Origin of the sequence: Limnobacter sp. UBA7229 (assembly GCF_002473065.1) — a bacterium.
GTDB classification, from domain to species: Bacteria; Pseudomonadota; Gammaproteobacteria; order Burkholderiales; family Burkholderiaceae_B; genus Limnobacter; species Limnobacter profundi.
In genome coordinates this window covers 112,109-134,298 of the sequence record NZ_DKTN01000016.1, presented here as the reverse complement: position 1 = coordinate 134,298, position 22,190 = coordinate 112,109, and the positions used below count along the sequence as shown (strand labels likewise).

Here is a 22,190-nt window from a genome sequence, read left to right as displayed (position 1 = left end):
AAGCGACATGACGAACAACATTCCCCGCAGCCAGTGGTTGCGCATGTGGCAGGCCAGCGAGCCTGCACGCATCAAGGCTTTGGCCAAAGAAGTGAGTGCCGCTTGCACCATCACCGACCTTCACATTCCGAAAGCAGGTTTGGGCTTGCTACAGCTGCGCGACAGCGCCATGGGCGATGCTTATTTTCTGGGCGAAATTCCGGTGACCAAAGCGCATGTCCGCATTCACAGCCCGAACGGCAAAGTGGCAGAAGGTGCGGCCATTTGCATGGACGACCGTGTGGGCCTGACCCGCGCCATGGCAATTCTCGATGGTGTATTGGCGGCACAACTACCCGGCTGGGAACTGGTTGAACACAGCCTGCAGGTAGGCGCAACCCAGGTACAGGCCGATGCGGCACTTCGCCGTGCCAATTTGAGTGCCACCAAGGTGGACTTTTCATTGTTAAGCACCCTGGACGAGGACGAGCATGTTTGAAAATCCGGATGCTTTGAAAACCTACACACCTCAACTGCAGCAGCTCAATTTCAAAGCCTTGATGAATGCTTTTGCCTATCCGGGCCGCATTCAAAACCTGCATGGCCAAGGCCCAGCGCTGGAACAGGTGCTGGCCACCTTGATTGACGGCGAAGTTGGTTTGGCCGATCCCGATGCCTTGCTGAATGGGGATGTTCGCATGCGGCTGGAGGCCAGAATGGTTGTGGCAGACCACGCAAATTTTGTGGTTTGCAACGGCGGTAAGTCGCCGGCATTTCAGCCCATGCTGGGCACGCTGGAAGAACCCGAATACGGTGCCACCCTAGTTTTGCAGGTGCACGGTTTTGACAACTCGGATGCGGCCCTCCCCATGGTGTTGAAAGGCCCCGGCATTGAGCAGGAAAACACACTGCACGTGACTGGCTTGAATGAGACCTGGCTGCAACGCAGAGCATTCTGGAATGCCGCATTTCCCACCGGTGTGGATTTCATTCTGGTCAGTGAAAACCAGGTGGTGGCCTTGCCACGCACCACACAAGTTCAAGGAGAATTCTGATGGGTTATGTGGCCATTAAAGGTGGCGCAAAAGCCATTGAAGGTGCAGAACTTGCTTTTGAGGCACTGCGCACCGCCGAAGGCGAACAAGGCACACCAATCAGCCTGAATGCCATTGAAAACCAGCTGCGCCTGTTGACCAGTCGCATTGTGTCTGAAGGTGGCTTGTACCACCCGCGTCTGGCTGCATTGGCCATCAAGCAAATGCAGGGCGATACGCTGGAGGCCGCATTTGCGTTGCGCGCCTACCGTTCGACGAAACCGCGCGTGCTTGAAACACCGGTTCAAAGCACGGGCAATATGCGATTGATTCGCCGAATCTCCAGCGCGTTCAAAGACATTCCAGGTGGCCAAATGTTGGGCCCCACAACCGATTATGCTTTGCGCCTGATGCGCCTTGATCTGGTGGATGAAAGCGCCGAGGTGTTTCAGAACATGGCACGCCGGTTTTTGAAAAACCATGCAGCCCACACAAGCCTGCCCGACACGTTTCCCAAAGTGCTCGATTCATTGCGCGCCGAAGGACTGATTCCAGGAATCAGTGCTGCTTCAAAAAACAGGCCTGAACAGGCGTTCGACATTACGCGCGAACCTTTGGTGTTTCCTGTTAATCGCTCTGCTGCGTTGGCGACCATGGCGCGTGCAGAAACAGGTTCACTGCTGGCCATGGCTTATTCCAATATGCGGGGATATGGCGACATTCACCCCACCATTGCCGAGCTGCGCGTGGGCTATCTGCCCGTGTTGCTGCCCCACCCGGTCACTGGAGAGCCCACCGAGGCGGGCGAAGTGCTGATCACCGAATGCGAAGTGGTGGCCATGTACGAAGGTGCCGAGCCGGGCGAACTGCCCACTTTTACACTGGGTTACGGCGCTTGCCTGGGTCACAACGAAACCAAGGCCATTTCCATGGCTATTCTGGACCGTGCCTTGCAAAAAGGCATGCGCGATGGCCCATCCAACCCGTCGGAAGACCCGGAGTTTGTGCTGCTTCACATCGATGGTGTGGACTCCATGGGTTTTGCCAACCACTACAAAATGCCGCACTACGTCACCTTCCAAAGTGACATGGACCGCCTGCGCGCCACACAGATGAAAGCAAGAGGAGACCTGCACGATGCGCCACTATGAACTGCCCGCGATTGACGAGCAAGAGGCAGACAGCGACCTTCATGAGGGCACTGCCTACAACTTTGGTTTTCTGGATGAGTATGCCAAGCGTGAAGTACGCCGCACCATTCTGAAGGCCATTGCCATTCCTGGTTACCAGACACCTTACGCCAGTCGTGAAATGCCAATGGGGCGTGGGTTTGGTACCGGCGGCTTGCAGCTCACCTTGTCGCTGATCGGGCAAAACGACAATTTAAAAGTAATCGATCAAGGCGCAGACGATTCCGTCAATGCAGTGAACCTGCGGCATTTTGTAGAACTGACCTGTCCCGGTGTTTCAACCACCGAGCGCACTGTGGAAGCCACCATTATTCAATCGCGCCATCGCATACCCGAGGTGATGTTGCGCGAAGACCAGGTGCTGGTGTTGCAAGTGCCTTACCCCGACCCACTGGTGGTGGTTGAGCCTTCGGAAGAAAAACGCAAAACCATGCACGGCGAGGGTGATTACTCGCGCCTGTTGACCAAGCTGTACGAAGACATTGTGCAGTTCAACGAGATCACGATTTCGCACCGCTACCCAACCAAAATCAATGGCCATTACGTCATCGATCCCAGCCCGATTCCGCGATACGACGTGCCGCGTTTGCACCATTGCCCCAATCTGGTTTTGCTGGGCGCTGGCCGCGAAAAGAAAATATACGCAGTGCCGCCTTACACAAGCGCAGTGCCTTTGGCATTCGAAGACGTGCCGTTCCGCACGGAAAACTTTCTGGATTCGCAGGGCAATCGCCATGCTTGCATGCGGTGTGGCTGTACACACAGTTTTCTGGATGAGGTGATCAGTGAACAGGGCGAGCGTCAGTACCAATGTTCTGACAGCGATTACTGCAACGATCAACTGGCGGTGCTCAAGTTGAATCAGGCTGAAGGGGTCAATGCATGAAGCCAATTCTCAGTGTTCAAGGCTTAAGCAAAGTTCACGGCCGTGGTTGCTCCAAATGCATCGAGACCACAGGCCCCGAGCAAGAGACCAATATTTGCAGTTGGTGTGGCTCGGTGGTGGCGGCGCACGATGTCAGCTTCGAGCTTCACCCGGGTGAAATTCTGGGCATCATGGGCGAGTCGGGCAGTGGTAAATCCACCGTGGTGAAAACCCTGTTCTTCGATGAAGAACCCACCCGGGGTTCAGCTCAATTTTTTGAGCATGACCATGCGTGGAACCTGTTCGATCTGAACGCCGCACAGCGTCGTTGGCTGCGCAACCACCGCTTCGGTATGGTGTACCAAAACCCTCACCTCGGCCTGAATTTCAACGTGTCTGCTGGCGGGAATATTGCCGAGCGCCTGTTGATGAGCGACTTGGTGAACTACAAGGCGATTCGCGAACGCGCGCTCGATTTGCTGTCCCGCACCGAAGTGCTGGCCGACCGTATAGACGATTCACCGAAGAAGTTTTCAGGTGGCATGCAGCAGCGTGTGCAAATTGCCAAAGCCCTGGCCACACAACCGCCCCTGCTGTTTCTCGACGAAGTCACCACAGGTCTGGATCTTTCTGTTCAAGCCCGAATTCTCGACTTGATTCTTGAAATTCAGCAGGAACTGAAAACCGCCATGGTAGTGGTGACTCACGATTTGGGCGTGATCCGCCTTTTGACCAGCCGGGCCATGGTCATGAAGTACGGCCGCGTGATTGAAACCGGGCTGACCGATCAAATTCTTGAAGACCCCCAGCATGCGTATACGCAACGCCTGGTGGCTTCTGCCTTGTAAAGGTTGGCAATACACATGAATCCGATTCTTGACATTCAAAACCTCAGCAAGCACTTCACCTTGCATGAACAGGGTACGCAAATACCCTCGTGCAGCCAGGTGAATTTAAGCGCAACGCCAGGGCAGTTGACCGCCTTGGTGGGCCCCACAGGCGCCGGCAAGTCGTCGGTGTTGAAGTGCGTATACCGAACCTATTTGCCCAGCAGCGGCAGCATGCTTTTTACGCAAGAAGATGGCAGCACCATCGATTTAAGCGGTGCCAGCGAAAGTGAAATGCTTCAGCTTCGCGAACGTGACATTGGTTTTGTCACCCAGTTTCTGCACTGCCTGCCGCGCAAGGCTGCTGTTGACATTGTGGCAGCACCACTGGTGCGGCAGGGCGAAAGCGCGAGCAGTGCACGCAACAAGGCATGCGAATTACTCAGCACACTGAATGTGCCGGAAAGGCTGTGGAACGTACCACCGGCCACGTTTTCGGGTGGAGAAAAACAGCGCGTCAACCTGGCCCGTGGTTTGATTGCCAAGCCACGCTTGTTGTTGCTGGATGAGCCCACGGCCAGCCTGGACCCCGACACCACCGACCGTGTGGTCGATTTACTGAACAGCATCAAACAACAAGGCGTGGCCATGTTGGCAATTTTTCACCACCCGGCACTGGTTGAACGCCTGGCCGACAACGTGGTTGAACTGGCCATGGCCAAACACACACTGGAGTTACACGCATGAACAAGCAACTTTTAATCAACGCCCGCGTGGTGCTGCCACACGGTGTATTAAACAACATGGCCGTGTTGATTGAAAACGGGGTGATTACTGCCCTGGATCCTGATTCCACAAGCGGCGCACAAACCATCGACCTGAAAGGCGCCATGCTGATGCCTGGTCTGGTCGATTTGCACTGCGACGCACTTGAAAAAGAAGTGGAGCCACGCCCGGGTGTGCACTTTCCAGTGAATTTTGCCTGTGCACAAGCCGACAAGCGCAATGCCGCAGCCGGTGTCACCACCATTTACCATTCCCTGTCGTTTGCCAATCACGAGCTGGGGGTGCGCAACAACACCTTCGCGGCTGAACTGGCTCGCGCCGTGCATGCCTGGCAAAAGTATGCCTTGGTCGACAATCGCGTGCACGCCCGTTATGAAGTCACCGACGAAACTGCGGTGCCAGTGCTCACCGATTTGCTGGTGCATGGCGATGCACATTTGATTTCTTTCATGGACCATACACCTGGTCAGGGTCAGTTCAAAAGCGTGGAGGCCTATCGCAATTACCTGGGCAAAACCTACAAAAAAAGCGATGAAGAATTCGACGCCATACTGCAACAAAAATTGAAAGCAGCACAGGGTGCAACGGCCCGCATGGAAGCATTGGCCAGTGTGGCAAAAGCCCACGGTGTTTCCATTGCCAGCCACGACGACGACAGCCCTGAGAAGGTCAGCATTGTTCACAGCCTGGGTGCGGTTATTTCCGAATTTCCAATCAATCTGGAAACTGCGCAGGCAGCCAAAGCCAAAGGCCTGGCCACCCTGTTTGGTGCGCCCAATATTCTGCGAGGCAAATCGCAATCGGGTTCCATGCGCGCACTCGATGCAGTCATCAACAAGGTGGCCGATTGTTTGTGTGGCGATTACTCACCTGCAGCCTTGCTACCAGCGGCTTTGGCCTTGCCTGCACTGGCGGGTATTTCAATCAGCGAAGCCGTGGCATTGGTTACATTGAACCCCGCGCGCGCGGCAGGCCTGAATGACCGCGGGCAAATTGCAGTGGGCAAGCGGGCCGATTTGATTGCAGTGGCCCACCCCGATAACTTGCCGCAAGTAGAACGCGTGTGGGTGGCCGGCAAACCCGTATTCAGCGCACAGTTCGCCAACCTGCACCCCGTAGTCAACCCAGTACCCAGTGCGGAGCATTCGCTTGTCTAACCGCCTGCTTTATGTGGTGGGGCCCAGCGGAAGCGGGAAAGATTCCATCATGGCCCATGCCCGTGCGCAGCTTGCCGGGCAGCCCATGGTGCAGTTTGCGCACCGCTACATCACCCGACCAGCCAATTCAGGGGGTGAAAATCACATTGCCCTGTCGCAGGCTGAATTCAATGCCCGCATTCAGGCTGGCTTGTTTGCCATGCATTGGCACAGCCACGGCAACAGCTACGGCATTGGCGCTGAAATCAATCAATGGCTGAGCAAGGGCATTACCGTGGTGGTGAATGGATCACGTGAATACCTGCCCCAGGCCATGCAGAACTACCCCGAACTGTTGCCGGTCACCATCGAGGTGGCGCATGATGTTTTGAAAGCGCGTTTGATGCAACGCGCTCGCGAATCTGAAGCCGAGATTGATGCGCGAATCAGCCGCAACATGATTCTGCAGCTTAGCCACCCGGCGGGCATCACTGTGTCCAACAATGGATCACTTGAAGATGCAGGCGCAGCATTGGTCAATTTGATCGAACAACACAGCAAGGTGACCTTGTGCGAATAACTTATCTGGGAACCGGCGCAGCCGGTGGTGTGCCGCGTTACGGTTGTAACTGCGCGGCCTGCGAGCGTGCCGAAAACAACCGTGTGTTTGTGCGCAGGCCCTGTTCTGCCCTGATCGAAGATGAAGACACACGCGTGGTACTCGATGCCGGTTTAATGAATCTGCACGATCGTTTTCCACTGGGCAGCTACAGCGCAATCGTGCTGACCCACTTTCATCCCGATCACGTGCAGGGTTTGTTTCACCTGCGTTGGGGTGTGTCGGGTCAGGTGCCTGTGTACTGTCCACCCGATTCTGAAGGATGTGCCGATCTGTTCAAGCATCCAGACATTCTCGAGTTCAAACCTCAAACCAAGTTCGAGCCTTTTCAAGTCGGGTCTTTGACTTTCACACCTTTGCCCTTGATTCATTCCAAAGTCACTTTCGGTTACTTGATTGAAAATCGCCAGGGTGTTCGCTTTGCATACCTTACCGATACAGTGGGCCTGCCACCCAAAACACTGGAATTGCTTCAACAGAGCAAACCGCAAGGTTTGGCGATTGATGCCACCGACCCGCCCAGCAACAACGTCGGTGCGCCTGGCGGCAATCACAACGACTGGAATCAGGCGCTGGCCTTGATTGAACAAATCAAACCAGTGCGTGCATGGCTAACCCACCTGAATCACCGCAGCGACACCTGGCAAATGTTGAATAACCCGGTGTTGCCGCAAGGGGTGCAGGTGGCCTGCGACAATGCCATCATCGAACTTCAATGACCCAGGCCGCCCTGTTCATTGGCCTTTCGGTGTGCATGCATGTGGTGTGGAACCTCATGGCCCGCCAGCAGCCCAAAGCGCGTTATGTGCTGTGGTGGGTGTTAATCGGTCACTTGGTGCTTCTTGCTCCATGGGGGCTTTACACGTTGTTTCAACACACCCGTTTCACGCCTGAATTTCTTGCCCTCGCCGCCATCTCAGCCACAGCCAACGCCTTGTACTTTCTGGGTTTGAAAAAGGCCTATGACCATGCGCCTGTCGCTTTGGTGTATCCCTTGGTGCGCAGCTCGCCCTTGCTGATTGCCTTGTGGGGCTTGTGGCTGTTTGATCAGCAACTCAGCATGGCCGCCTGGGTGGGCATCGCCATCAGTGTGTTGGGTTTGGCCTTGCTCGCCGACACCGGGCGCGGCAGTGCCAACAAATCAGCATTGCCTTGGGCGTTTCTCGCCATGCTCTGCACCAGCGTGTATTCGCTCAGCGACAAGTTCGCCACGGCACACATCGACAGCTTTGCGGGCCTTTTGGGCTTTGTGTCGTTTGGCTACTTTGCTGCATGGTTGGTGCTTACCCTTGAACTGAAACACAGCACAGGTCGTTGGGTGCCTGCGGAGCGTCCTCCACTGTGGATGATTGCAGTGGGTGGCCTGTGTGTGGGCCTGGCTTATGTGCTGGTTATCGCGGCCATGCGCAGCATGCCTGCTGCTGTGGTGGTGGCCTTCACCAATGCAGGCATCGTGCTGGCCACTTTGGCGTCCATCTTCCTTTTCAAGGAAAACGCACACTGGAAAATGCGTTTGGCCGCCGCAGCAACCATCGTCGGTGGTTTGGTGGTGTTGCGCTTCTAGGCATTTTTTAAGCTTCAATTCAGGTGAATCGGGTACATTACTTTCATCATGAAAGCCCGTGCCCTCACTTTTCTGCTTGTTCTGCTCTGCTTTGCTTCGGTCTTACCGCCGTTTGCCTATGCAGACGACGACAAACGCATTCGCCAGCTTCAGCGCAGCGGCGAAATTCTCTCGCTTGAGCAAATTTTCGATCGTGCCCGAAAGGTCAAGCCGGGGCGCATTGTCGATGTCGATCTCGACAAAGACGATGGACGGTACATCTATGAAATAGAATTGCTTGAAAGCAGCGGCAAAGTGTGGGAAATGGAGTTCGATGCCCGCACCGGCGAACTGCTGCAACTTGAACAGGACGATTAAGCGCCATGCGACTGCTGTTGGTAGAGGATGACCCGGTACTGGGCGCGCAGTTGCACAAACAACTGGGCAAGGCAGGGTATGCGGCTGATTGGGTGCAAGATGGCATTGAGGCCGAAGCGCAGGGTTGTATTGAACCGTATGATTTGGTGGTGCTCGACTTGGGCCTGCCCGGCAAACCAGGTTTGGATGTGTTGAGAACCTGGCGTAAGCAAGGTCTGAAATTGCCGGTCATTGTGCTGACTGCGCGGGGAACCTGGCAGGAAAAAGTGGAAGGTTTCAATGCGGGTGCCGATGACTATGTACCCAAACCCTTTCAAACTGAAGAATTGCTGGCGCGCATTGGTGCCGTACTCAAGCGTGCTGTGGGTACAGCGCCTGAGTCACTGAAAGCCAAAGGCCTGCTGCTGGATGAAACCTTGCAAACCGTTCAGGTCAATGATGAAGAACCCCAACAACTCACCGCTACAGAATTTCGCTTGCTGCGCTATTTCATGTTGCACCCCGGGCAGCCCTTGAGCAAAACAAGGTTGACCGAGCATGTGTATGAATACGATGCGGACAAAGACAGCAATGTGATGGAGGTGTATGTGAACCGCCTGCGCAAGAAAATCGGTGCGCAGTGGATACAAACCCGCAAAGGGCAAGGCTATGTATTTGGCGAGCCCGCACCATGAATTCATTGCGCAACCGCTTGTCGTTTGGTTTGATCGTTAGCCTCATGGTGTTGCTGCTGGCACAGTGGTGGCTTTCCTCCAGTGCCATTGAAAACCTGCTGGAGAAACAATTGCTCGACCAACTACAGCAAGACAGTGAAGCCTTGCTGGCCGGTGTTGAGTTTGATACCGCAGATGCCCTTGCCCTGAGTACCACCGGTTTGGTGCCCGCCTATCAACAGCCTTATTCCGGCACTTACTTTGCCTTGCAACACCAAGCGGAAATTCGCTACTCCCGTTCGCTGTGGGATGCTGATTTCACACTGCCAACACCGGGCGGACCGCAGGCATTGATCACTCGACAATCCGGGCCCGATGGCCAATACCTCTTGGTGCATGCGCGCAACTACGAGAAAGACAATCAACAGTTCACCATTGCAATTGCGCGCGACATCACCCCATTGCGCAATAACCTGAAGCAATACCAGCTGGCCAACGCGGGTTTCTCGGCGCTTTTTTTGTTGGCACTGGTGTTGATTCAGCGCTTGATCGTGATTAAAACCTTAAAGCCCCTAAATGCAGTGCAAGCAGCCTTGGCCCGTTTGCAACAAGGCGAAATCAAGCAGCTTGAATTTCAGGGCCCCGATGAAATCAAACCCTTGGTTGATGAGTTGAATCGTTTGCTCACTGCGATTGATCAGCGCTTGAAACGATCCCGCGAGGGCATGGGCAATTTGGCCCACGCCTTGAAAACCCGGCTCGCCCGGCTCTCACAACTCAGCGATGAATCAGACCGCCGCCAGTTCATCCAAGAGGTTCACACCTTGACCGCGGAGGTGGCCCGCTTGATTGATCGGGAAACAGCCCGTGTGCGGGTGGTGGGTGATTTGCGCCCAGGCCAGCGCATTGACTTGCTTGAAATACTGAATGCCTTGGTGGGCAGTTGCAAAGCGCTTTACCGCGACAAGGCATTGAACTTTGTGGTTCAGGTACCCCATGGCGCCACCTTGCTGGGTGATCGCGAAGATTTGTTCGAGCTGTTTGGCAATTTAATCGACAATGCATCGAAGTGGGCCAACAACCAAGTCATCATTTCACTTCAAGGCACCACACTTGAAATTCGTGACGATGGTCCGGGTTGCCCCGCCGACTCGCTGGCAGAAATCACGCAGCGAGGTTTTCGGGCTGATGAAAACACACCGGGCAGCGGTTTGGGCTTGGCGATTGCGCAAGACATTGCAGGTACTTATGGCGCAGTGCTTGAATTTGCAAACAATGCGCCAGGGCTTGCGGTGCGTGTCAACTTCAAGCCCGGTGCACTGGTTTAGAACCAGTCTTTGTCAACCTTCAACACCTTGCCGGTTTTTGCATCCAGGTCTACTTCCACTTCGCGGCCATCGGCGTTGACCACCTCCACTTCCCACTTCCATCCTTTGGCATAGTCGCGGTCATCCAGTTCAAGTTCAGTCACCACGCCAGGGGCTTCTTTTAGCGCAATTTCGCGGGCTTGTTCAGCGCTGATCAAACCAAACGCTTTGACGATCTCTGTGTCTCGTGTTGCATTTGATCGGTCGTCATCGGCATGCGATGCCTTGGGCAAAGCAATCAAAGTGGCAAGCAGCAAAGCAACAGCCAAGGCAGACAGTGTAGGGGTAGGGCGACGAATCATGTTGTTTCTCCTGTGTGGGTTCAATGTGTACACAGTCTAGAAAAACAAGATGAATTGAAGCTGAAAATTCAGGGCCTCATTCTTTTATTGAATTTGGGTTCGCAGCAATGCCTGAATCTCGGATATTTTCGGTGGTTTGGCCAACACAGCATCAATGTGAGGTATCACTGTGGTTTGGGCATCCAGTTGTTTGCCCCAGCCAGTCAGTAAGGTCACCGGGCAATCTTTGTTGATGTTTTTCAAAGCCTCGGCCACCTGCCGCCCATCCATGCCAGGCATGCCCAAATCTGTAATCACCGCATCAAATGGCGCACCCTCGGCGATGGCCTTGGTAAACAACTCAATGCCGTGTGGTCCTGAATTGGCAATTTGAACCCTGTGGCCGCTTGCGCTTAAACCATCCTTCAGTGCTCCCAGAACTTTGGTGTCATCGTCAATCAATAAAATGTGGAAGGAAGGGTGGGGTTTTTGATCGCCCGTTTCGCGGGTTTGTAATTTGTTTTGACGACAACCGGTGGGTAGCAAAATTCGAACGGTGCACCCCTTATTCTCCTGACTGTCAATTTCAATCTGGCCACGCATCCGTTTCACAATGCCATACACCATGGCCAGGCCCAAGCCTGTGCCACGTTCACCTTTGGTCGTGTAAAAGGGCTCCAGGCATCGCTTCAGCGTTTCTTCGTTCATACCCAGGCCGGTGTCGCGTATTTCAATTACCACCTGGTCATGGTCGCTTTTTTTCTCCAGTCGGGTCGACAGCGTTATGGTGCCGCCCCTGGGCATGGCATCTACCGCATTGAAAATCAGATTGGTGAGCGCTTCTCGCAACTCGGGTTCCGATGCATCTATCTCGGGTACATCCTGGCCAAGTTCTACACTGAATTCAATTGAAATACCATTGCGCAGGGGAATGTCGTGCCAGCGGGCCTTGGTCAATTCCATGGATTGTTCGCACACCTTGGCCAGGTTCACGCTGGTCAGTTCTACGCCGTCCTCCTGTCGTCTGGAAAACTGCCCCATGCGGTCCACAGTTCGGGCCACATCGTCAATGGCCAGTTGAATGGTTTGCAACTGCTTGCGGCCACGTTCGCTCAAGTTGCTTTCCGAGCTCAGCAGGGCATCGGTGTACAAAGCCACAGGCGAAATTGCATTGTTGATGTCGTGTGCAATACCCCCTGCCATTTCCGCCAACGCTCGCAGGCGTTCTTGTTGCAACACCAGTTGCTGTGTGCGTTGAAGGTTCTGATAGGCTTCCTGCAATTCCCGAAGCAGTTCGGTTTGTGCAAGGGCCAATCCCACGTGTTCGGCCAACTGACGAAGAAATTCAAGCTCATCGGGCGAGAAGGCATCCAGCCCCTTTCGTGCGGTGGTAATAATGCCCAGTACTTTGCTCTCATGCATCAGGGGAGCAATCACCATGCTGTCCAGTCCCGCCAGTTCGTGCATGCCCTCGCCTGTCAGGCACATGCTGCCCCCGAGGTTGGGTTGATACACAAATTCGCCTTGAAGTGCCCGGTCCAGATGAATACCTTTTGCCGGAATGGACGCATGCAAGTAAAACCCGATGCGGTTTGCAGAAACTTCTGTCGCATTGCCCAATGACCTGAAGGTAATGGTTTTCTCGAGTTCCGAGTAGGAGGCGGTAAGGCAAAAGTCTGCAGGAAGTTCGTGTTCAATGCTGTTGGTCACCACCTGATAAATACTGTCCAGATCATGTCGATTGCCAATGGCGCGCGTAATTTCGTTGAGCAGGTTCATCCGTATCAATTGCGCTTGACTGCGCCGTTCAGACTGCCGGATATGGGTCATGTCGGTCATTCCGCCTATCATGCGAATGCCTTTTCCCTGTTCATCCCGAATCACGTAACCTCGGTCCAGAACATCCAGCCAGCGACCACTGAAATGTGCAAATCGATATTCATTTTGCCAACTTTCCTCACTGGAATTGATGGCTTCAAAAATACTTTTGACCACGCGTTCACGATCTTCCGGGTGAATGCGATTAATCCAGGAATCATTGCTGGGTTCAATTTTTTTTCGGTCGAACCCAAACAATTTCTCGAACCCTTCATTCCACCAAATTTCATCGGTGATCAAATTCCAGTCCCAGATACAGTCTCTTGATGCGCTAGCCAAAAGCCGGAATCGCTCAGATCCCTCTTTCAATGCGGCTTCAGCCTGTTTTCTCTCGGTGATGTCACGTTCAATCGCCACCCAGTGGGTGTACCATCCTGTCTCATCGGCCACAGGAACGATCTCCAGTTCCAGCCAAAACATTTCGCCGCTCTTGGTGTAGTTGATCAACTCTTCACGAACCGGTTTCCAGTCCTTTAAAGCGTTGCGGATGCGGTCCAATGCATCGCGCTGCGTCCGCTCACCTTGCAAAATTCGGGGTGTTTTTCCAATGGCTTCTTCGCGTGAGTATCCAGTGCGTCTGACGAAGGCGTCATTCACATAGAGTATTTTCGGACCATCGCCATCGATTGGTTCGGCCTCGGTAATCAGCACAATGTCGTTCAGGCGTTCCACGCATGTTTCGAGCAATTTGAGGCGCTCTGCATTGCGGCTTCGCTCCTCGGCAAACAACAGGTTTTCAAATGCAAAAGACAAATTTTTCGCCAAGGTTTTCAACAGCTGTCGCACTTCGTTGGTGAAAAAGTGAATGCCCGCCCCAAACAACACCAGGCTTGCACGCAGTTTGCCTTGCGCATGAATGGGCAGTATGGCAAAAGACTCAAGACCCTCTTCAATGGCCTGTTTATGCCACATTTTGGCTTGCGGTTCCTCTGCCACATTCTGGCAAATGTGCATTTTCCCGGCGCGCAAGCGGTCCACCAGTTCATGATCACGCGGCAAGGTGGTGGTCTTCATGATTTGAGAAACAAACTCTTGCTGAGAACCATCGGCAGCCGTTACTTTCAAATCGCTCAAGTCTTTGCCAAATTGACAAACCCACGCCAAAGGCAGGCCACCCAATGAGCAGAATACGCTGCATACCTCTTGCAACAGTTTTTCGGGCTTGTCCAGGGTGGTGGTAATGTCATTCACGCGTTGCTGGGCTTCAAGCAGTCGATTCATGTGCATCAGCGTAAGCACCGCCAGTTTGGAGTCGGTGATCTCTTGAAAAGCACCTTGCACTCGAACAATCTCGCCTTTCTCGTTGCGCACCGCTTCGCCCACCACGCGAGCCCATATTCGCCGGCCATTGTTGGAGCGCATTTCAGGCTCCAGTTCAAATGCGAGCCCCTCGGTTGAACAGCGGGCCAGCGCAGCCTCCACCATCTTTTTCCATTTGCCATGGTAATAACGCAGGGCATCGTCATAACTGGTGGGCAGTTGGCCTTTGCCAATCTCCAGAATGTCGAATACTTCTTCCGACCAGTAAAGGCGGGGCACCGGGCCCAGTTCAATGGCCCATGCACCCAGTTTGGCAAGGCGCCCCCCAATACGCTGCAGCGCTTCATTGCGTTTGAGTTTGTCCTCCGCCCGGCGGCGCTCGGTTACATCGCGTTGAATGGACGCAAAATAGGGTACCTCCCCGTTCGAGCCCAACACCGGCACAATGTCCATTTCAAGCCAGTGGGGTTTGCCACTCTTGCCGTAATTCACCAGTTCGACATGCACAGATTCCTTGTTTACAAGGGCGGCCCGAACTTTCTGTAGTTCGGTTTTGTCAGTTTCAGGGCCTTGCAGCAGGCGTGGGCTTTTGCCGATTACTTCATCCCGGCTGTAACCAGTTACCTTTTCAAATGCCGAGTTCACGTAAATGATGCGCGGGCCGGGCGCGTCGATTGGCGAGGCCTCGGTAATCATCACGATGTCGTTGAGCCGTTCTACACACGCGCTCAATAATTCTGAGCGTTGCGGGTCAATTTTCTCGTCGATTGTGCTGGTCAACTCAAGGCTTGGGGTTTCTGCTACAACGTTTGCCTGTCGTGGTGTGATGCTGCTGTGTTGGTGTATCGGCAAAATCAGGGTAAACACAGCTCCCTTGTCGGGAGCAGACACAGCGGTGATTTGACCGCCGTGCCGTTCAATGATTCTTTTTACATTGGCCAGGCCCATGCCGTGGCCTTCAAAATCATGAGCGTTGTGCAGGCGATGAAAAGGCTTGAAAAGACCATCGGCCCGGTCAGGGTCGAAGCCTGCACCGTTGTCGATAACCTTGATTTCGACGGCATCGTTCAGAACATTGGCTTCAACCACAATCGTCGGCAGTTCCCGGATCTGGCTGAATTTCAAAGCATTCGAAAACAGGTTGACAAACACCTGCTCCAACAGCGATTCATCACCTTCGATGTCGGGCAGTTTGGCAATGCTCCAGTCAGCCAGTCGCAGGCCTTCGGTCGATTCCACCATGGCTCTGGCTTTTTCCACCACTTCATTCAACACCACCTGGTTGAACTTCAATTCGCCTGAGCCAAGCCGCGCAAAAGCCAGCAGATCAGACACCAGTTGACCGCCGCGCGCGCTGGCCTCATTGATACGCAGCAGGTAGCGCTGCTCTTGCTCGTCCAGTTTGCTGTGGGCCCGGCGTGTCAGGCTGCCTGCGAATCCCTGAATAATGTGGCAAAGCGAATTCAGATCGTGAGCAACGCGCCCGGCAAAGTGGTCCAGTTCATGGTTCATTTCCAGCAAGCGTGAATTGCTGCTGGAAAGGTCGCGGATCAGCTGCGAGTTTTGCAGCTTTAATTTACGCACTTCGATGGCCCGGTTCACTACCGGCATCAACTCGCTGACCTTGAAGGGTTTCAGGATGTAATCCAGCACCCCAAGCTTCATGGCGTCTACCGCAGTTTTAATGCTGCCGTGGCCGGTCATCAGCACAGCGCTTAAATCGGGGTCCAGTTGGCGTGCACGTTGCACCAACTCGATGCCGTCCATGCCGGGAAGTCGCAGGTCGGTGAGCAGCACATCAAAGCTTTGGCGCTTCAAGTGTTCCAGCGCCTGGACTGGTTCAGGAAATCCTTTGACTTCAAATCCCGCATCTTGAAGCAGTGAACACAGTGCTTCAAGTTGGGGTTTTTCATCATCCACGACGATTAATCGGAACTGCTCGAGCATCTAAAACTCCGGTCGTCGGCTAGGTTTAGCAGATTCGCTGATTACAATGTCTCACAATTACTGGATTTCCTTGAATGAATCAATACCCCCTTTTGAGAAACGCTTCATTGGCGTTTCCATTCGTCCTGATCTGGACCAGCGCATTTCCTGCTGCGAAAATTGGTTTGATCGACAGTCCACCCCTGTTGTTTCTAACTTTGCGTTTTCTCGTGGCTGGGGCCTTGATGCTGGCCTGGGCGCATTGGCGCGGAACACTGCGCAAATTAACCCTCCAAGAGTTGGGCGTGTTAAGCGCCTTGGGATTGTTGAACCATGCGCTTTATCTGGGTTTAAGCTGGACCGGCATGGGCAGCCTGTCCTCGGGTTTGTCCACCATTCTTATTAGTGCAAACCCTATTGTGGTTGCAGTGTTGTCTTCGTTTTTGTTGCGCGAACCCCTCACACGCCAAAAGGTGCTGGGTTTGGCTTTGGGTTTTCTGGGTGTGGCCTTTATTGTTCGCAACCGAATCGGCTCTACTACAGACTCGCTTGAAGGCTTCCTGCTGGTACTGGCCGCTTTACTAACCCTGGCCTTTGGCACGGTGCTGTACAAAAAATGGCCTGTGCGCACCGACATCGCCACCGGAACCGGTTTTCAGATCATTCTCAGTGGCCTTTTGTTGTTGCCTGTTGCCTTGTTCATGGAAGACTGGTCCGCAATCGTCTGGACTCCCTCGTTTGCTGGCGCATTTGCATGGCTGGTGTTGGTGGTGTCGATTACCGGTTATCAGTTGTGGTTTAACCTGTTGGAGCGTGGCAGTGCCAGCGCAGCCAGTGTGTGGTTTTTCTTAACACCACCCTTGGGCTTGTTGGCAGGCGCATGGCTGCTGAACGAGCCTTTGAACTGGATCGATTTCATTGGCATTGTTCCCGTGGTGTTGGGCATTGTGTTGGTGACCCGGGCGCGTTAGAAAGCTGCATAAAAAAAGGCGAACCGCGTGGGCTCGCCAAAACAGCAATTTTAAGGTCGGAGATGACGACAGGCTTGCTGAGCGCCCGTCAGGGGAAACTCTGGAATCAGGAGTTGGGTAGCAATACGCTGTCCACCACGTGAATCACGCCGTTGGATTGGGTAACGTTGGCAATGGTGACCTCGGCTGTACCACCTTTTTCGTCAACCAGCACCACCTTATCGCCCTGCAGCTTTGCTCCAAGCGAAGCACCTGATGCTGTTTTCAGGGTGGCCATGCCACCAGCTTGAACAATCTGATTACTCAAATCGGCGGCTGTAATTTTCCCAGGCACCACGTGGTAGGTCAGCACACCTTGCAGGGCCGATTTGTTTTCTGGTTTCAGAAGAGTGTCCACGGTGCCGCTCGGCAGTGCTGCAAATGCATCATTGGTTGGCGCAAATACTGTGAATGGTCCCTTGCCTTTCAAGGTATCCACCAGGCCTGCGGCTTGTACGGCAGTCACCAAAGTGGTGTGATCTTTTGAATTGACAGCGTTGTCGACAATGTCTTTGCTTGGCAGCATGGGCGCACCACCCACCATGATTTCTGCTTGGGCAGGCAGGCTAAAAGCGGCTGCTGAAAGTGCAATTGAACCAATCAGGCTTGCTGTCGTGAGTTTTGATTTCAACATGTTTACTACCTCCAGTTGGAATTTCAAGCTACAAGATTTTCCACACGTCCCGGCTGTTGAACCGAAATCGTTAACTGTTCGAGGCAGTTGTGCCGGCGAAGTTCAGTGTCCCTGGGTTAAGTTTTGTTAAGGTTCGCAAGGCGGTGTCATGGGGTCTGTACTCGGCCAAGTACCGTAATTTCGCCTTCTGGGCTGAACTTGAACAACACCACTTCACCGGAGTCTGGATAAATACCGGTCAGGGCGGTGGTATTGACCTGATGGGTGACATACAACACCTTGTCGGTGGGTTTAAGCGTGGCAAGGTGTTTCTTCAAAGCCGTGGTTTGCTCAGTGCTGCTGCCCCGCCCCTGGAAAAATGAATTCAAGGCAGGCAAAGCCTGCACCTTGCCCAATCTTAATTCCTCTGCGGTGTGCAAACAGCGGCACCATTGACTGGAATAAATCGCGGTTAACTTGATCCCCTTGCTTTGAATGGCCTTACCCAATACCCGGGCTTCTTCTCGCCCTGCCGTACTCAAGTTGCGTTGTGTTTTGCAGTCGCTCAAGGTGAAACCCTCCGGGTCGCCAAAACCGGGCGCACTGGCGTGGCGCATAATTGCATGAACCCCGGGCTGCTTCCAAAGGTTCCAGGCATCGGGTTCGGTACGCCCCGAAGTTGAAAACAAAATGAGCGGGAAAAGAACAAGAAACTGAGCAATTCGGTGCTGCATGAATTCACCCTCTGGGTTTGAGGCTGTGGGGCTGTTTGCTTGGCCCACAAAACAAAAAAGCCAGTTTACACTGGCTTTTTTGCAATTTACTACCGGGTTTTATCAGGCAGCGTTGGTTTTGGCACGTGCCATTTCTTCAAGCCGCTGACGTTTGGCTTTTGATCGCAGGTTCAGCAATTCAACCAGCAGCGAGAAGCCCATTGCGCTGTACAGGTAAGCCTTGGGCACGTGTTGGCCAAAACTTTCTGCGATCAGCAACATACCGACCATCATTAAGAAGGCCAGTGCCAATACTTTCACAGAGGTGTGCGCCTCAACAAACTCGCCAATTGATTTGGCAAACAGCATCATCACACCCACAGCCACCATCACGGCAGCAATCATCACCTCGATGTCGTCAGCCATGCCCACCGCAGTAATCACGGAATCCAAGCTGAACACGATATCCAAAATACCGATCTGAATGATGGAGTACCAAAACAGCTTGGCACCGGTTTTCTGAATGGCGGCACCTGCTTCCAGTTCTTCTTCAACCTGGTGTGGTGCTTCCACTTCGAGGTAAATTTCCTTTGAGGCCTTCCACAACAGGAATAAACCCCCGAAGAAGAGTACCAAGTCTCGCCCAGTGATTGCTTTGCCAGCCACCTCGAACATGGGTTCGGTCAAACCAATAATCCAGGAGAGCGAAAACAGCAGGCCCACTCGGGTCGCCATTGCGAACATCAAACCGAACTGACGCACGCGGTCGCGAATGTCTGCGGGCAGTTTCGACACCAGCACTGTAATGAACACAATGTTGTCGATACCCAGCACGATTTCCAAGGCCGTCAAAATCGCAAAAGCGATCCAAACGTTTGGATCCATTAATAATTCCATAAAACACCCCGTTTTTTAGTCAATTTCAACAGCCCGCTATTTTGCACCACATTTCGCATGGTGGGTGATCATTTCGTATTCTGACTGCTTATCGCCAAGCGATTTAACAACAAATTGAACTGAATCGGTTTTGCGAAATGGTAGTTAAAGCCCGCGGCCACAGCCCGCTCAATATCACTGTCGAAAGCGTAGCCTGTCAATGCGGCAATTTCGCATTGCTGGTTCGGACCAGTTGTGGATCGAATTTTCTCGACCACCTCATAACCCGACAGCTTGGGCATGTCGATGTCCAGCAAAATAAAGTCATAGGGTTCTGTCATCGCTTTGTTCAGGGCTTCTTTGCCATCTTTGGCCACATCAACCCAATGAGCGTCTTTTTGCAGGAAAGTCTGAATCAACTTGATGTTCAGTGGCGTGTCGTCGGCCACCAGCACGCGCAAAGGTCGAACAGGTAAAATTCGCTCCTGGCCCTGGCTGTCCAGTTGATGCTCGCGCTTCAAGGTGACCGAGAACATCACTTGCGTGCCTTGGCCTGGCTCTGACTCCAACTGGATTTCCCCGTCCATGGCATTGATCAGGCTTTTCACGATCGACAAGCCCAGTCCTGTACCGCCAAACCTGTTTTCACGGTCTGTATGTACCTGCGAAAAGGGTTTGAACAACAGTGATTGTTTCTCTTTTGGAATGCCAAGGCCGGTGTCACTGACCTCAAAAGTAACTAGGTCTTCGTTTGGATTTAATTGTGTGCTGCTGACAGTTAAGCTAACTTTGCCGTGAGAAGTGAACTTGATCGCGTTAGATAAAAGGTTTTGGAGTATTTGGCGCAGGCGACCCATGTCACCGGAATAAATCTGATGCTCGCCTAGTTTGTTGTTCAGTTCAAACTTCACACCTTTGGATTCACAGGTCAGACGAGGCAATTCTGTGCTGCCTTTGAGCAGTTGCTCCATCAAAAATGGCGAATCTACAAGCTTGACCATGCCCGACTCCAGTTTCGAGAAGTCAAGAATGTCATTGAGAATCGCCGACAGTGTTTCGGAGGACTGCACAAGATAACCTGCTTGTTCCTTTAGCTCACCGGGTGGCAAATCCATCTCCAGCAACCGTGCAAAACCCATGATTCCGTTCAAAGGCGTGCGGATTTCATGGCTCATGGTGGCTAAAAAGCGGCTTTTTTCTGCGTTGGAGTCTTTCTCCGCCTTGGCTGCAATGGCTGTTTCACGAAGCCGGCTTTCCAGTTCTAGCTGGACGGTCCGGTCCAGGTGAGTACCCACCACCCGGGTTGGCTTGCCGTGTTCATCACGCACGATCAGTGCCTTGGCCAAAATATGCACCCAATGACCGTTTTTGTGCGCCATGCAAAATTCGGCTTCGTAAGAATCCTTTTCGGGATTGTCCAAGGCGTCGGCAAGTGCTTTCTTGGCCACTTCCAGGTCGTCGGGTGCAGTCAGGCGCTCCCAAGTACCAAAGTCATTGCTCAGTTCATGGTCTTCGTAGCCGAGCAAGCGTTTCCAGCTGGGTGAAAAGTAAACCTTGTTGGTCCCCACTTGCCAATCCCATAGGCCGTCGTGTGAGCCTTCCATGGCCAGTTTGAATCGTTCTTCACTCTCGGCCAGGCTGTCCCGAATCAAACGTTCCTCGGTCACATCCTTGCACATCAAAATTATGCCACCCCGGTGCCCATCGGGTTTCAGCCACGGCTCAATGGCCCAGTCCAGCCAAATGGTGTATCCGTCAGGACTGGTCCAAGGGTCCGATGTTGCTGACAGGCTTTCCCCAGCAAGCCCTGCCCTATGTGCCTGACGCCAGCGCTCGTGCAGGTTGGGCACTACATCGTAGTGGTTTTTGCCCACCAGGCTGCCTTTGTGGCCGTTTGCAAAGGTTTGCACCCAGCGCGAGGAGGCCGCCACATAGTTCATTTCTGTGTCAAACATGGCAATTGGGATGGGTGCTTGCACAATCAGCGCTTCAACCACCCAATAACTTTCCTTGGCCGATTTCAGCGCAGTTTCAAGAGACAGGCTTTTTTGGGTCAGTCCACGGGTCAAATCCAGAATGTCTCGGGAAATGGGTTGCAGCTCGGTGGGCAGCTCTTTCATAGAGGCCTCGAGCGCTTTGGGGTCATTTTTGCGCACCAGGTCAAGATAAGCACTGGCCTTGGCAGAAAGGCTTCGGCCCAAAGCAAGCACCAGCAGCAGGGTGGCCACTGTACCGATGATCAAGGCCACAATGGCACCAATCAATGCTTTGGAAATAGGCGAAGCCACTGCGTTCAAGGGCGTCACCGTGGCTGAAATCCAGCCCAAACTGCTGGTTTCAGGGCTGTTGTTGGGTGCAAAAGCGACCAGGTAGCTTTCACCATCGCTCAAGGTTTCTATCGACCAGTTGTTTTCTCCCGCCACAGCTTTTTGGAAGCCTGCCATGGCTGTCCAGGCGGTGCTGTCTTGAAAATCGGCCGAATCAAGTCGGTTGCCCATTCTCAGGCTGCCGTCTTTGGCCAAAATCACTGTGGGTGCAGACGGATTGATGGTGTTGAACACGTCCTTTTCGATTTCAGCAATAAAATATTTCCAGTCCAGGTGAATGCCAATCACACCGATGATTTCATCTTGCTGGTTTTTTAGCGGAGTCGTGAAATCAATAAACCGATACTTTTCTTCAGCTCGAGCGGGTAGCAATGCAGCCAGCAACGCTGCCTCATGCACATCCATAATTGCGGGCGCGATCAAGCCTTGTTTGAACCACGGGCGCGAGGCCACGCTCTTTCCAACCAGCAAATCATCAAGTGCCGCCAGCACAGTACCGTCCGGGGCGGCCACACCAATCCACAAATAGCCCGGCGTGTGCTCACGCATAATCTGCAACAGCTTGGTTTGTTCTTCGGCTGTGTAATTTCCAAATGACTGCTCAATGCGGCTGGTGTAGACCAGGTCCCGCAAGTGCTCTTTCAAATGGCGGTCCACCGATTGGGCAATTTGCTCGGTTTGAGCCAGAGCATTCGCACCTGCCTGATTGATCGTGTTGTTGCGCAATATCCAGTGCGCTGTGATGGCCACGGGAATGGACAGCAAAAACAGCGCAATCAAGCTGCCCACAATCAAGCGGGTAGTGAAGCTTGAGCGAATATTGAAATTAAGCATGAAGCGAAATGTAAAGGAATGGTGGATGGCTCACTGTAACTCAGGCAGCGGCAAGGCTCAATCGTTAAACGGGCCCGATTTATCTGGTTTTTCAA

20 protein-coding genes are annotated in these 22,190 nt (G+C 53.4%); 14 read left to right on the top strand and 6 right to left on the bottom strand.

The window, feature by feature from the left end; translation table 11 throughout:
* Nucleotides 1-7 precede the first annotated feature (7 nt).
* From phnG to B4C79_RS09570, 13 genes are read left to right on the top strand one after another with little or no spacing between them, the layout of a single operon-like run.
* The gene (phnG, locus tag B4C79_RS09630) at nucleotides 8-478 is read left to right on the top strand and encodes a phosphonate C-P lyase system protein PhnG (protein WP_291742541.1); all 471 of its coding nucleotides are present in this window, start codon (nucleotides 8-10) and stop codon (nucleotides 476-478) included.
* A complete protein-coding gene (phnH, locus tag B4C79_RS09625; RefSeq protein ID WP_291742538.1) occupies nucleotides 471-1,034 on the top strand; it encodes a phosphonate C-P lyase system protein PhnH in 564 nt (187 codons plus the stop codon). Before phnG ends, phnH begins: the two co-directional genes overlap by 8 nt.
* Nucleotides 1,034-2,164, top strand: coding sequence for a carbon-phosphorus lyase complex subunit PhnI (locus B4C79_RS09620; protein ID WP_291752217.1), 1,131 nt, complete (start codon nucleotides 1,034-1,036; stop codon nucleotides 2,162-2,164). The genes phnH and B4C79_RS09620 overlap by 1 nt, the downstream gene beginning before the upstream one ends.
* Nucleotides 2,151-3,089: an alpha-D-ribose 1-methylphosphonate 5-phosphate C-P-lyase PhnJ gene (locus B4C79_RS09615; RefSeq protein ID WP_291742532.1), complete on the top strand. Its 939-nt coding sequence runs from the start codon at nucleotides 2,151-2,153 to the stop codon at nucleotides 3,087-3,089. Before B4C79_RS09620 ends, B4C79_RS09615 begins: the two co-directional genes overlap by 14 nt.
* Nucleotides 3,086-3,916 carry an ATP-binding cassette domain-containing protein gene (locus tag B4C79_RS09610; RefSeq protein ID WP_291742530.1) on the top strand — a complete coding sequence of 277 codons (831 nt, stop codon included), beginning with the start codon at nucleotides 3,086-3,088 and terminating at the stop codon, nucleotides 3,914-3,916. Before B4C79_RS09615 ends, B4C79_RS09610 begins: the two co-directional genes overlap by 4 nt.
* A 15-nt stretch (nucleotides 3,917-3,931) precedes the next feature.
* Nucleotides 3,932-4,642, top strand: a complete 711-nt coding sequence (phnL, locus tag B4C79_RS09605; RefSeq protein ID WP_291742527.1) for a phosphonate C-P lyase system protein PhnL — start codon at nucleotides 3,932-3,934, stop codon at nucleotides 4,640-4,642.
* The gene (locus B4C79_RS09600; RefSeq protein ID WP_291742524.1) at nucleotides 4,639-5,838 is read left to right on the top strand and encodes an alpha-D-ribose 1-methylphosphonate 5-triphosphate diphosphatase; all 1,200 of its coding nucleotides are present in this window, start codon (nucleotides 4,639-4,641) and stop codon (nucleotides 5,836-5,838) included. Before phnL ends, B4C79_RS09600 begins: the two co-directional genes overlap by 4 nt.
* A complete protein-coding gene (phnN, locus tag B4C79_RS09595) occupies nucleotides 5,831-6,397 on the top strand; it encodes a phosphonate metabolism protein/1,5-bisphosphokinase (PRPP-forming) PhnN (protein ID WP_291742522.1) in 567 nt (188 codons plus the stop codon). Before B4C79_RS09600 ends, phnN begins: the two co-directional genes overlap by 8 nt.
* Nucleotides 6,388-7,155 (top strand): phosphonate metabolism protein PhnP, encoded by a 768-nt coding sequence (phnP, locus tag B4C79_RS09590; protein ID WP_291752215.1) that lies wholly within the window; start codon nucleotides 6,388-6,390, stop codon nucleotides 7,153-7,155. Before phnN ends, phnP begins: the two co-directional genes overlap by 10 nt.
* Nucleotides 7,152-8,000 (top strand): EamA family transporter, encoded by an 849-nt coding sequence (locus B4C79_RS09585; protein ID WP_291740914.1) that lies wholly within the window; start codon nucleotides 7,152-7,154, stop codon nucleotides 7,998-8,000. Before phnP ends, B4C79_RS09585 begins: the two co-directional genes overlap by 4 nt.
* A gap of 48 nt (nucleotides 8,001-8,048) precedes the next feature.
* Entirely contained in the window at nucleotides 8,049-8,357 is a 309-nt protein-coding gene (locus B4C79_RS09580) for a PepSY domain-containing protein (protein WP_291740916.1), read from the top strand.
* Nucleotides 8,358-8,362: 5 nt separating this feature from the next.
* On the top strand, nucleotides 8,363-9,031 hold the full coding sequence (locus B4C79_RS09575) for a response regulator transcription factor (RefSeq protein ID WP_171097067.1): 669 nt from the start codon (nucleotides 8,363-8,365) through the stop codon (nucleotides 9,029-9,031).
* Nucleotides 9,028-10,338, top strand: a complete 1,311-nt coding sequence (locus B4C79_RS09570; protein WP_291740919.1) for a sensor histidine kinase — start codon at nucleotides 9,028-9,030, stop codon at nucleotides 10,336-10,338. The genes B4C79_RS09575 and B4C79_RS09570 overlap by 4 nt, the downstream gene beginning before the upstream one ends.
* Here the strand turns inward: B4C79_RS09570 and B4C79_RS09565 are convergent.
* Together B4C79_RS09565 and B4C79_RS09560 are read right to left on the bottom strand one after the other, a co-directional pair.
* The gene (locus B4C79_RS09565; protein WP_291740921.1) at nucleotides 10,335-10,679 is read right to left on the bottom strand and encodes a PepSY domain-containing protein; all 345 of its coding nucleotides are present in this window, start codon (nucleotides 10,677-10,679) and stop codon (nucleotides 10,335-10,337) included. The two genes, B4C79_RS09570 and B4C79_RS09565, sit on opposite strands and share 4 nt — an antisense overlap.
* An 84-nt stretch (nucleotides 10,680-10,763) precedes the next feature.
* Nucleotides 10,764-15,743, bottom strand: coding sequence for a PAS domain S-box protein (locus tag B4C79_RS09560; RefSeq protein WP_291740923.1), 4,980 nt, complete (start codon nucleotides 15,741-15,743; stop codon nucleotides 10,764-10,766).
* 74 nt (nucleotides 15,744-15,817) lie between these two features.
* Between B4C79_RS09560 and B4C79_RS09555 the strand changes: the two genes are divergently transcribed.
* Nucleotides 15,818-16,693 (top strand): DMT family transporter, encoded by an 876-nt coding sequence (locus B4C79_RS09555; protein WP_291740924.1) that lies wholly within the window; start codon nucleotides 15,818-15,820, stop codon nucleotides 16,691-16,693.
* A 106-nt stretch (nucleotides 16,694-16,799) separates the two neighbouring features.
* Here B4C79_RS09555 and B4C79_RS09550 read toward each other — a convergent pair whose 3' ends face one another.
* The 4 genes from B4C79_RS09550 to B4C79_RS09535 all read right to left on the bottom strand — a co-directional run bounded on the left by B4C79_RS09550 (nucleotide 16,800) and on the right by B4C79_RS09535 (nucleotide 22,095).
* Nucleotides 16,800-17,366 carry a fasciclin domain-containing protein gene (locus B4C79_RS09550; RefSeq protein WP_291740926.1) on the bottom strand — a complete coding sequence of 189 codons (567 nt, stop codon included), beginning with the start codon at nucleotides 17,364-17,366 and terminating at the stop codon, nucleotides 16,800-16,802.
* A gap of 146 nt (nucleotides 17,367-17,512) precedes the next feature.
* Nucleotides 17,513-18,079 carry a histidine phosphatase family protein gene (locus B4C79_RS09545; RefSeq protein WP_291740928.1) on the bottom strand — a complete coding sequence of 189 codons (567 nt, stop codon included), beginning with the start codon at nucleotides 18,077-18,079 and terminating at the stop codon, nucleotides 17,513-17,515.
* Between the two features lie 102 nt (nucleotides 18,080-18,181).
* Entirely contained in the window at nucleotides 18,182-18,943 is a 762-nt protein-coding gene (locus B4C79_RS09540; RefSeq protein WP_291740930.1) for a TerC family protein, read from the bottom strand.
* 80 nt (nucleotides 18,944-19,023) lie between these two features.
* Nucleotides 19,024-22,095, bottom strand: coding sequence for an ATP-binding protein (locus B4C79_RS09535; protein ID WP_291740932.1), 3,072 nt, complete (start codon nucleotides 22,093-22,095; stop codon nucleotides 19,024-19,026).
* Nucleotides 22,096-22,190 lie beyond the last annotated feature (95 nt).

What these genes read in the sequence shown, in the direction of transcription:
- phnG (WP_291742541.1), top strand. Translation starts at nt 8, where the DNA reads ATGACGAACAACATTCCCCGCAGCCAGTGGTTGCGCATGTGGCAGGCC.
- B4C79_RS09545 (WP_291740928.1), bottom strand. Translation starts at nt 18,079, where the DNA reads ATGCAGCACCGAATTGCTCAGTTTCTTGTTCTTTTCCCGCTCATTTTG.
- phnL (WP_291742527.1), top strand. Translation starts at nt 3,932, where the DNA reads ATGAATCCGATTCTTGACATTCAAAACCTCAGCAAGCACTTCACCTTG.
- B4C79_RS09600 (WP_291742524.1), top strand. Translation starts at nt 4,639, where the DNA reads ATGAACAAGCAACTTTTAATCAACGCCCGCGTGGTGCTGCCACACGGT.
- B4C79_RS09575 (WP_171097067.1), top strand. Translation starts at nt 8,363, where the DNA reads ATGCGACTGCTGTTGGTAGAGGATGACCCGGTACTGGGCGCGCAGTTG.
- B4C79_RS09615 (WP_291742532.1), top strand. Translation starts at nt 2,151, where the DNA reads ATGCGCCACTATGAACTGCCCGCGATTGACGAGCAAGAGGCAGACAGC.
- B4C79_RS09610 (WP_291742530.1), top strand. Translation starts at nt 3,086, where the DNA reads ATGAAGCCAATTCTCAGTGTTCAAGGCTTAAGCAAAGTTCACGGCCGT.
- B4C79_RS09620 (WP_291752217.1), top strand. Translation starts at nt 1,034, where the DNA reads ATGGGTTATGTGGCCATTAAAGGTGGCGCAAAAGCCATTGAAGGTGCA.
- B4C79_RS09585 (WP_291740914.1), top strand. Translation starts at nt 7,152, where the DNA reads ATGACCCAGGCCGCCCTGTTCATTGGCCTTTCGGTGTGCATGCATGTG.
- B4C79_RS09565 (WP_291740921.1), bottom strand. Translation starts at nt 10,679, where the DNA reads ATGATTCGTCGCCCTACCCCTACACTGTCTGCCTTGGCTGTTGCTTTG.
- B4C79_RS09580 (WP_291740916.1), top strand. Translation starts at nt 8,049, where the DNA reads ATGAAAGCCCGTGCCCTCACTTTTCTGCTTGTTCTGCTCTGCTTTGCT.
- B4C79_RS09540 (WP_291740930.1), bottom strand. Translation starts at nt 18,943, where the DNA reads ATGGATCCAAACGTTTGGATCGCTTTTGCGATTTTGACGGCCTTGGAA.
- B4C79_RS09555 (WP_291740924.1), top strand. Translation starts at nt 15,818, where the DNA reads ATGAATCAATACCCCCTTTTGAGAAACGCTTCATTGGCGTTTCCATTC.
- B4C79_RS09560 (WP_291740923.1), bottom strand. Translation starts at nt 15,743, where the DNA reads ATGCTCGAGCAGTTCCGATTAATCGTCGTGGATGATGAAAAACCCCAA.
- B4C79_RS09570 (WP_291740919.1), top strand. Translation starts at nt 9,028, where the DNA reads ATGAATTCATTGCGCAACCGCTTGTCGTTTGGTTTGATCGTTAGCCTC.
- phnH (WP_291742538.1), top strand. Translation starts at nt 471, where the DNA reads ATGTTTGAAAATCCGGATGCTTTGAAAACCTACACACCTCAACTGCAG.
- B4C79_RS09550 (WP_291740926.1), bottom strand. Translation starts at nt 17,366, where the DNA reads ATGTTGAAATCAAAACTCACGACAGCAAGCCTGATTGGTTCAATTGCA.
- B4C79_RS09535 (WP_291740932.1), bottom strand. Translation starts at nt 22,095, where the DNA reads ATGCTTAATTTCAATATTCGCTCAAGCTTCACTACCCGCTTGATTGTG.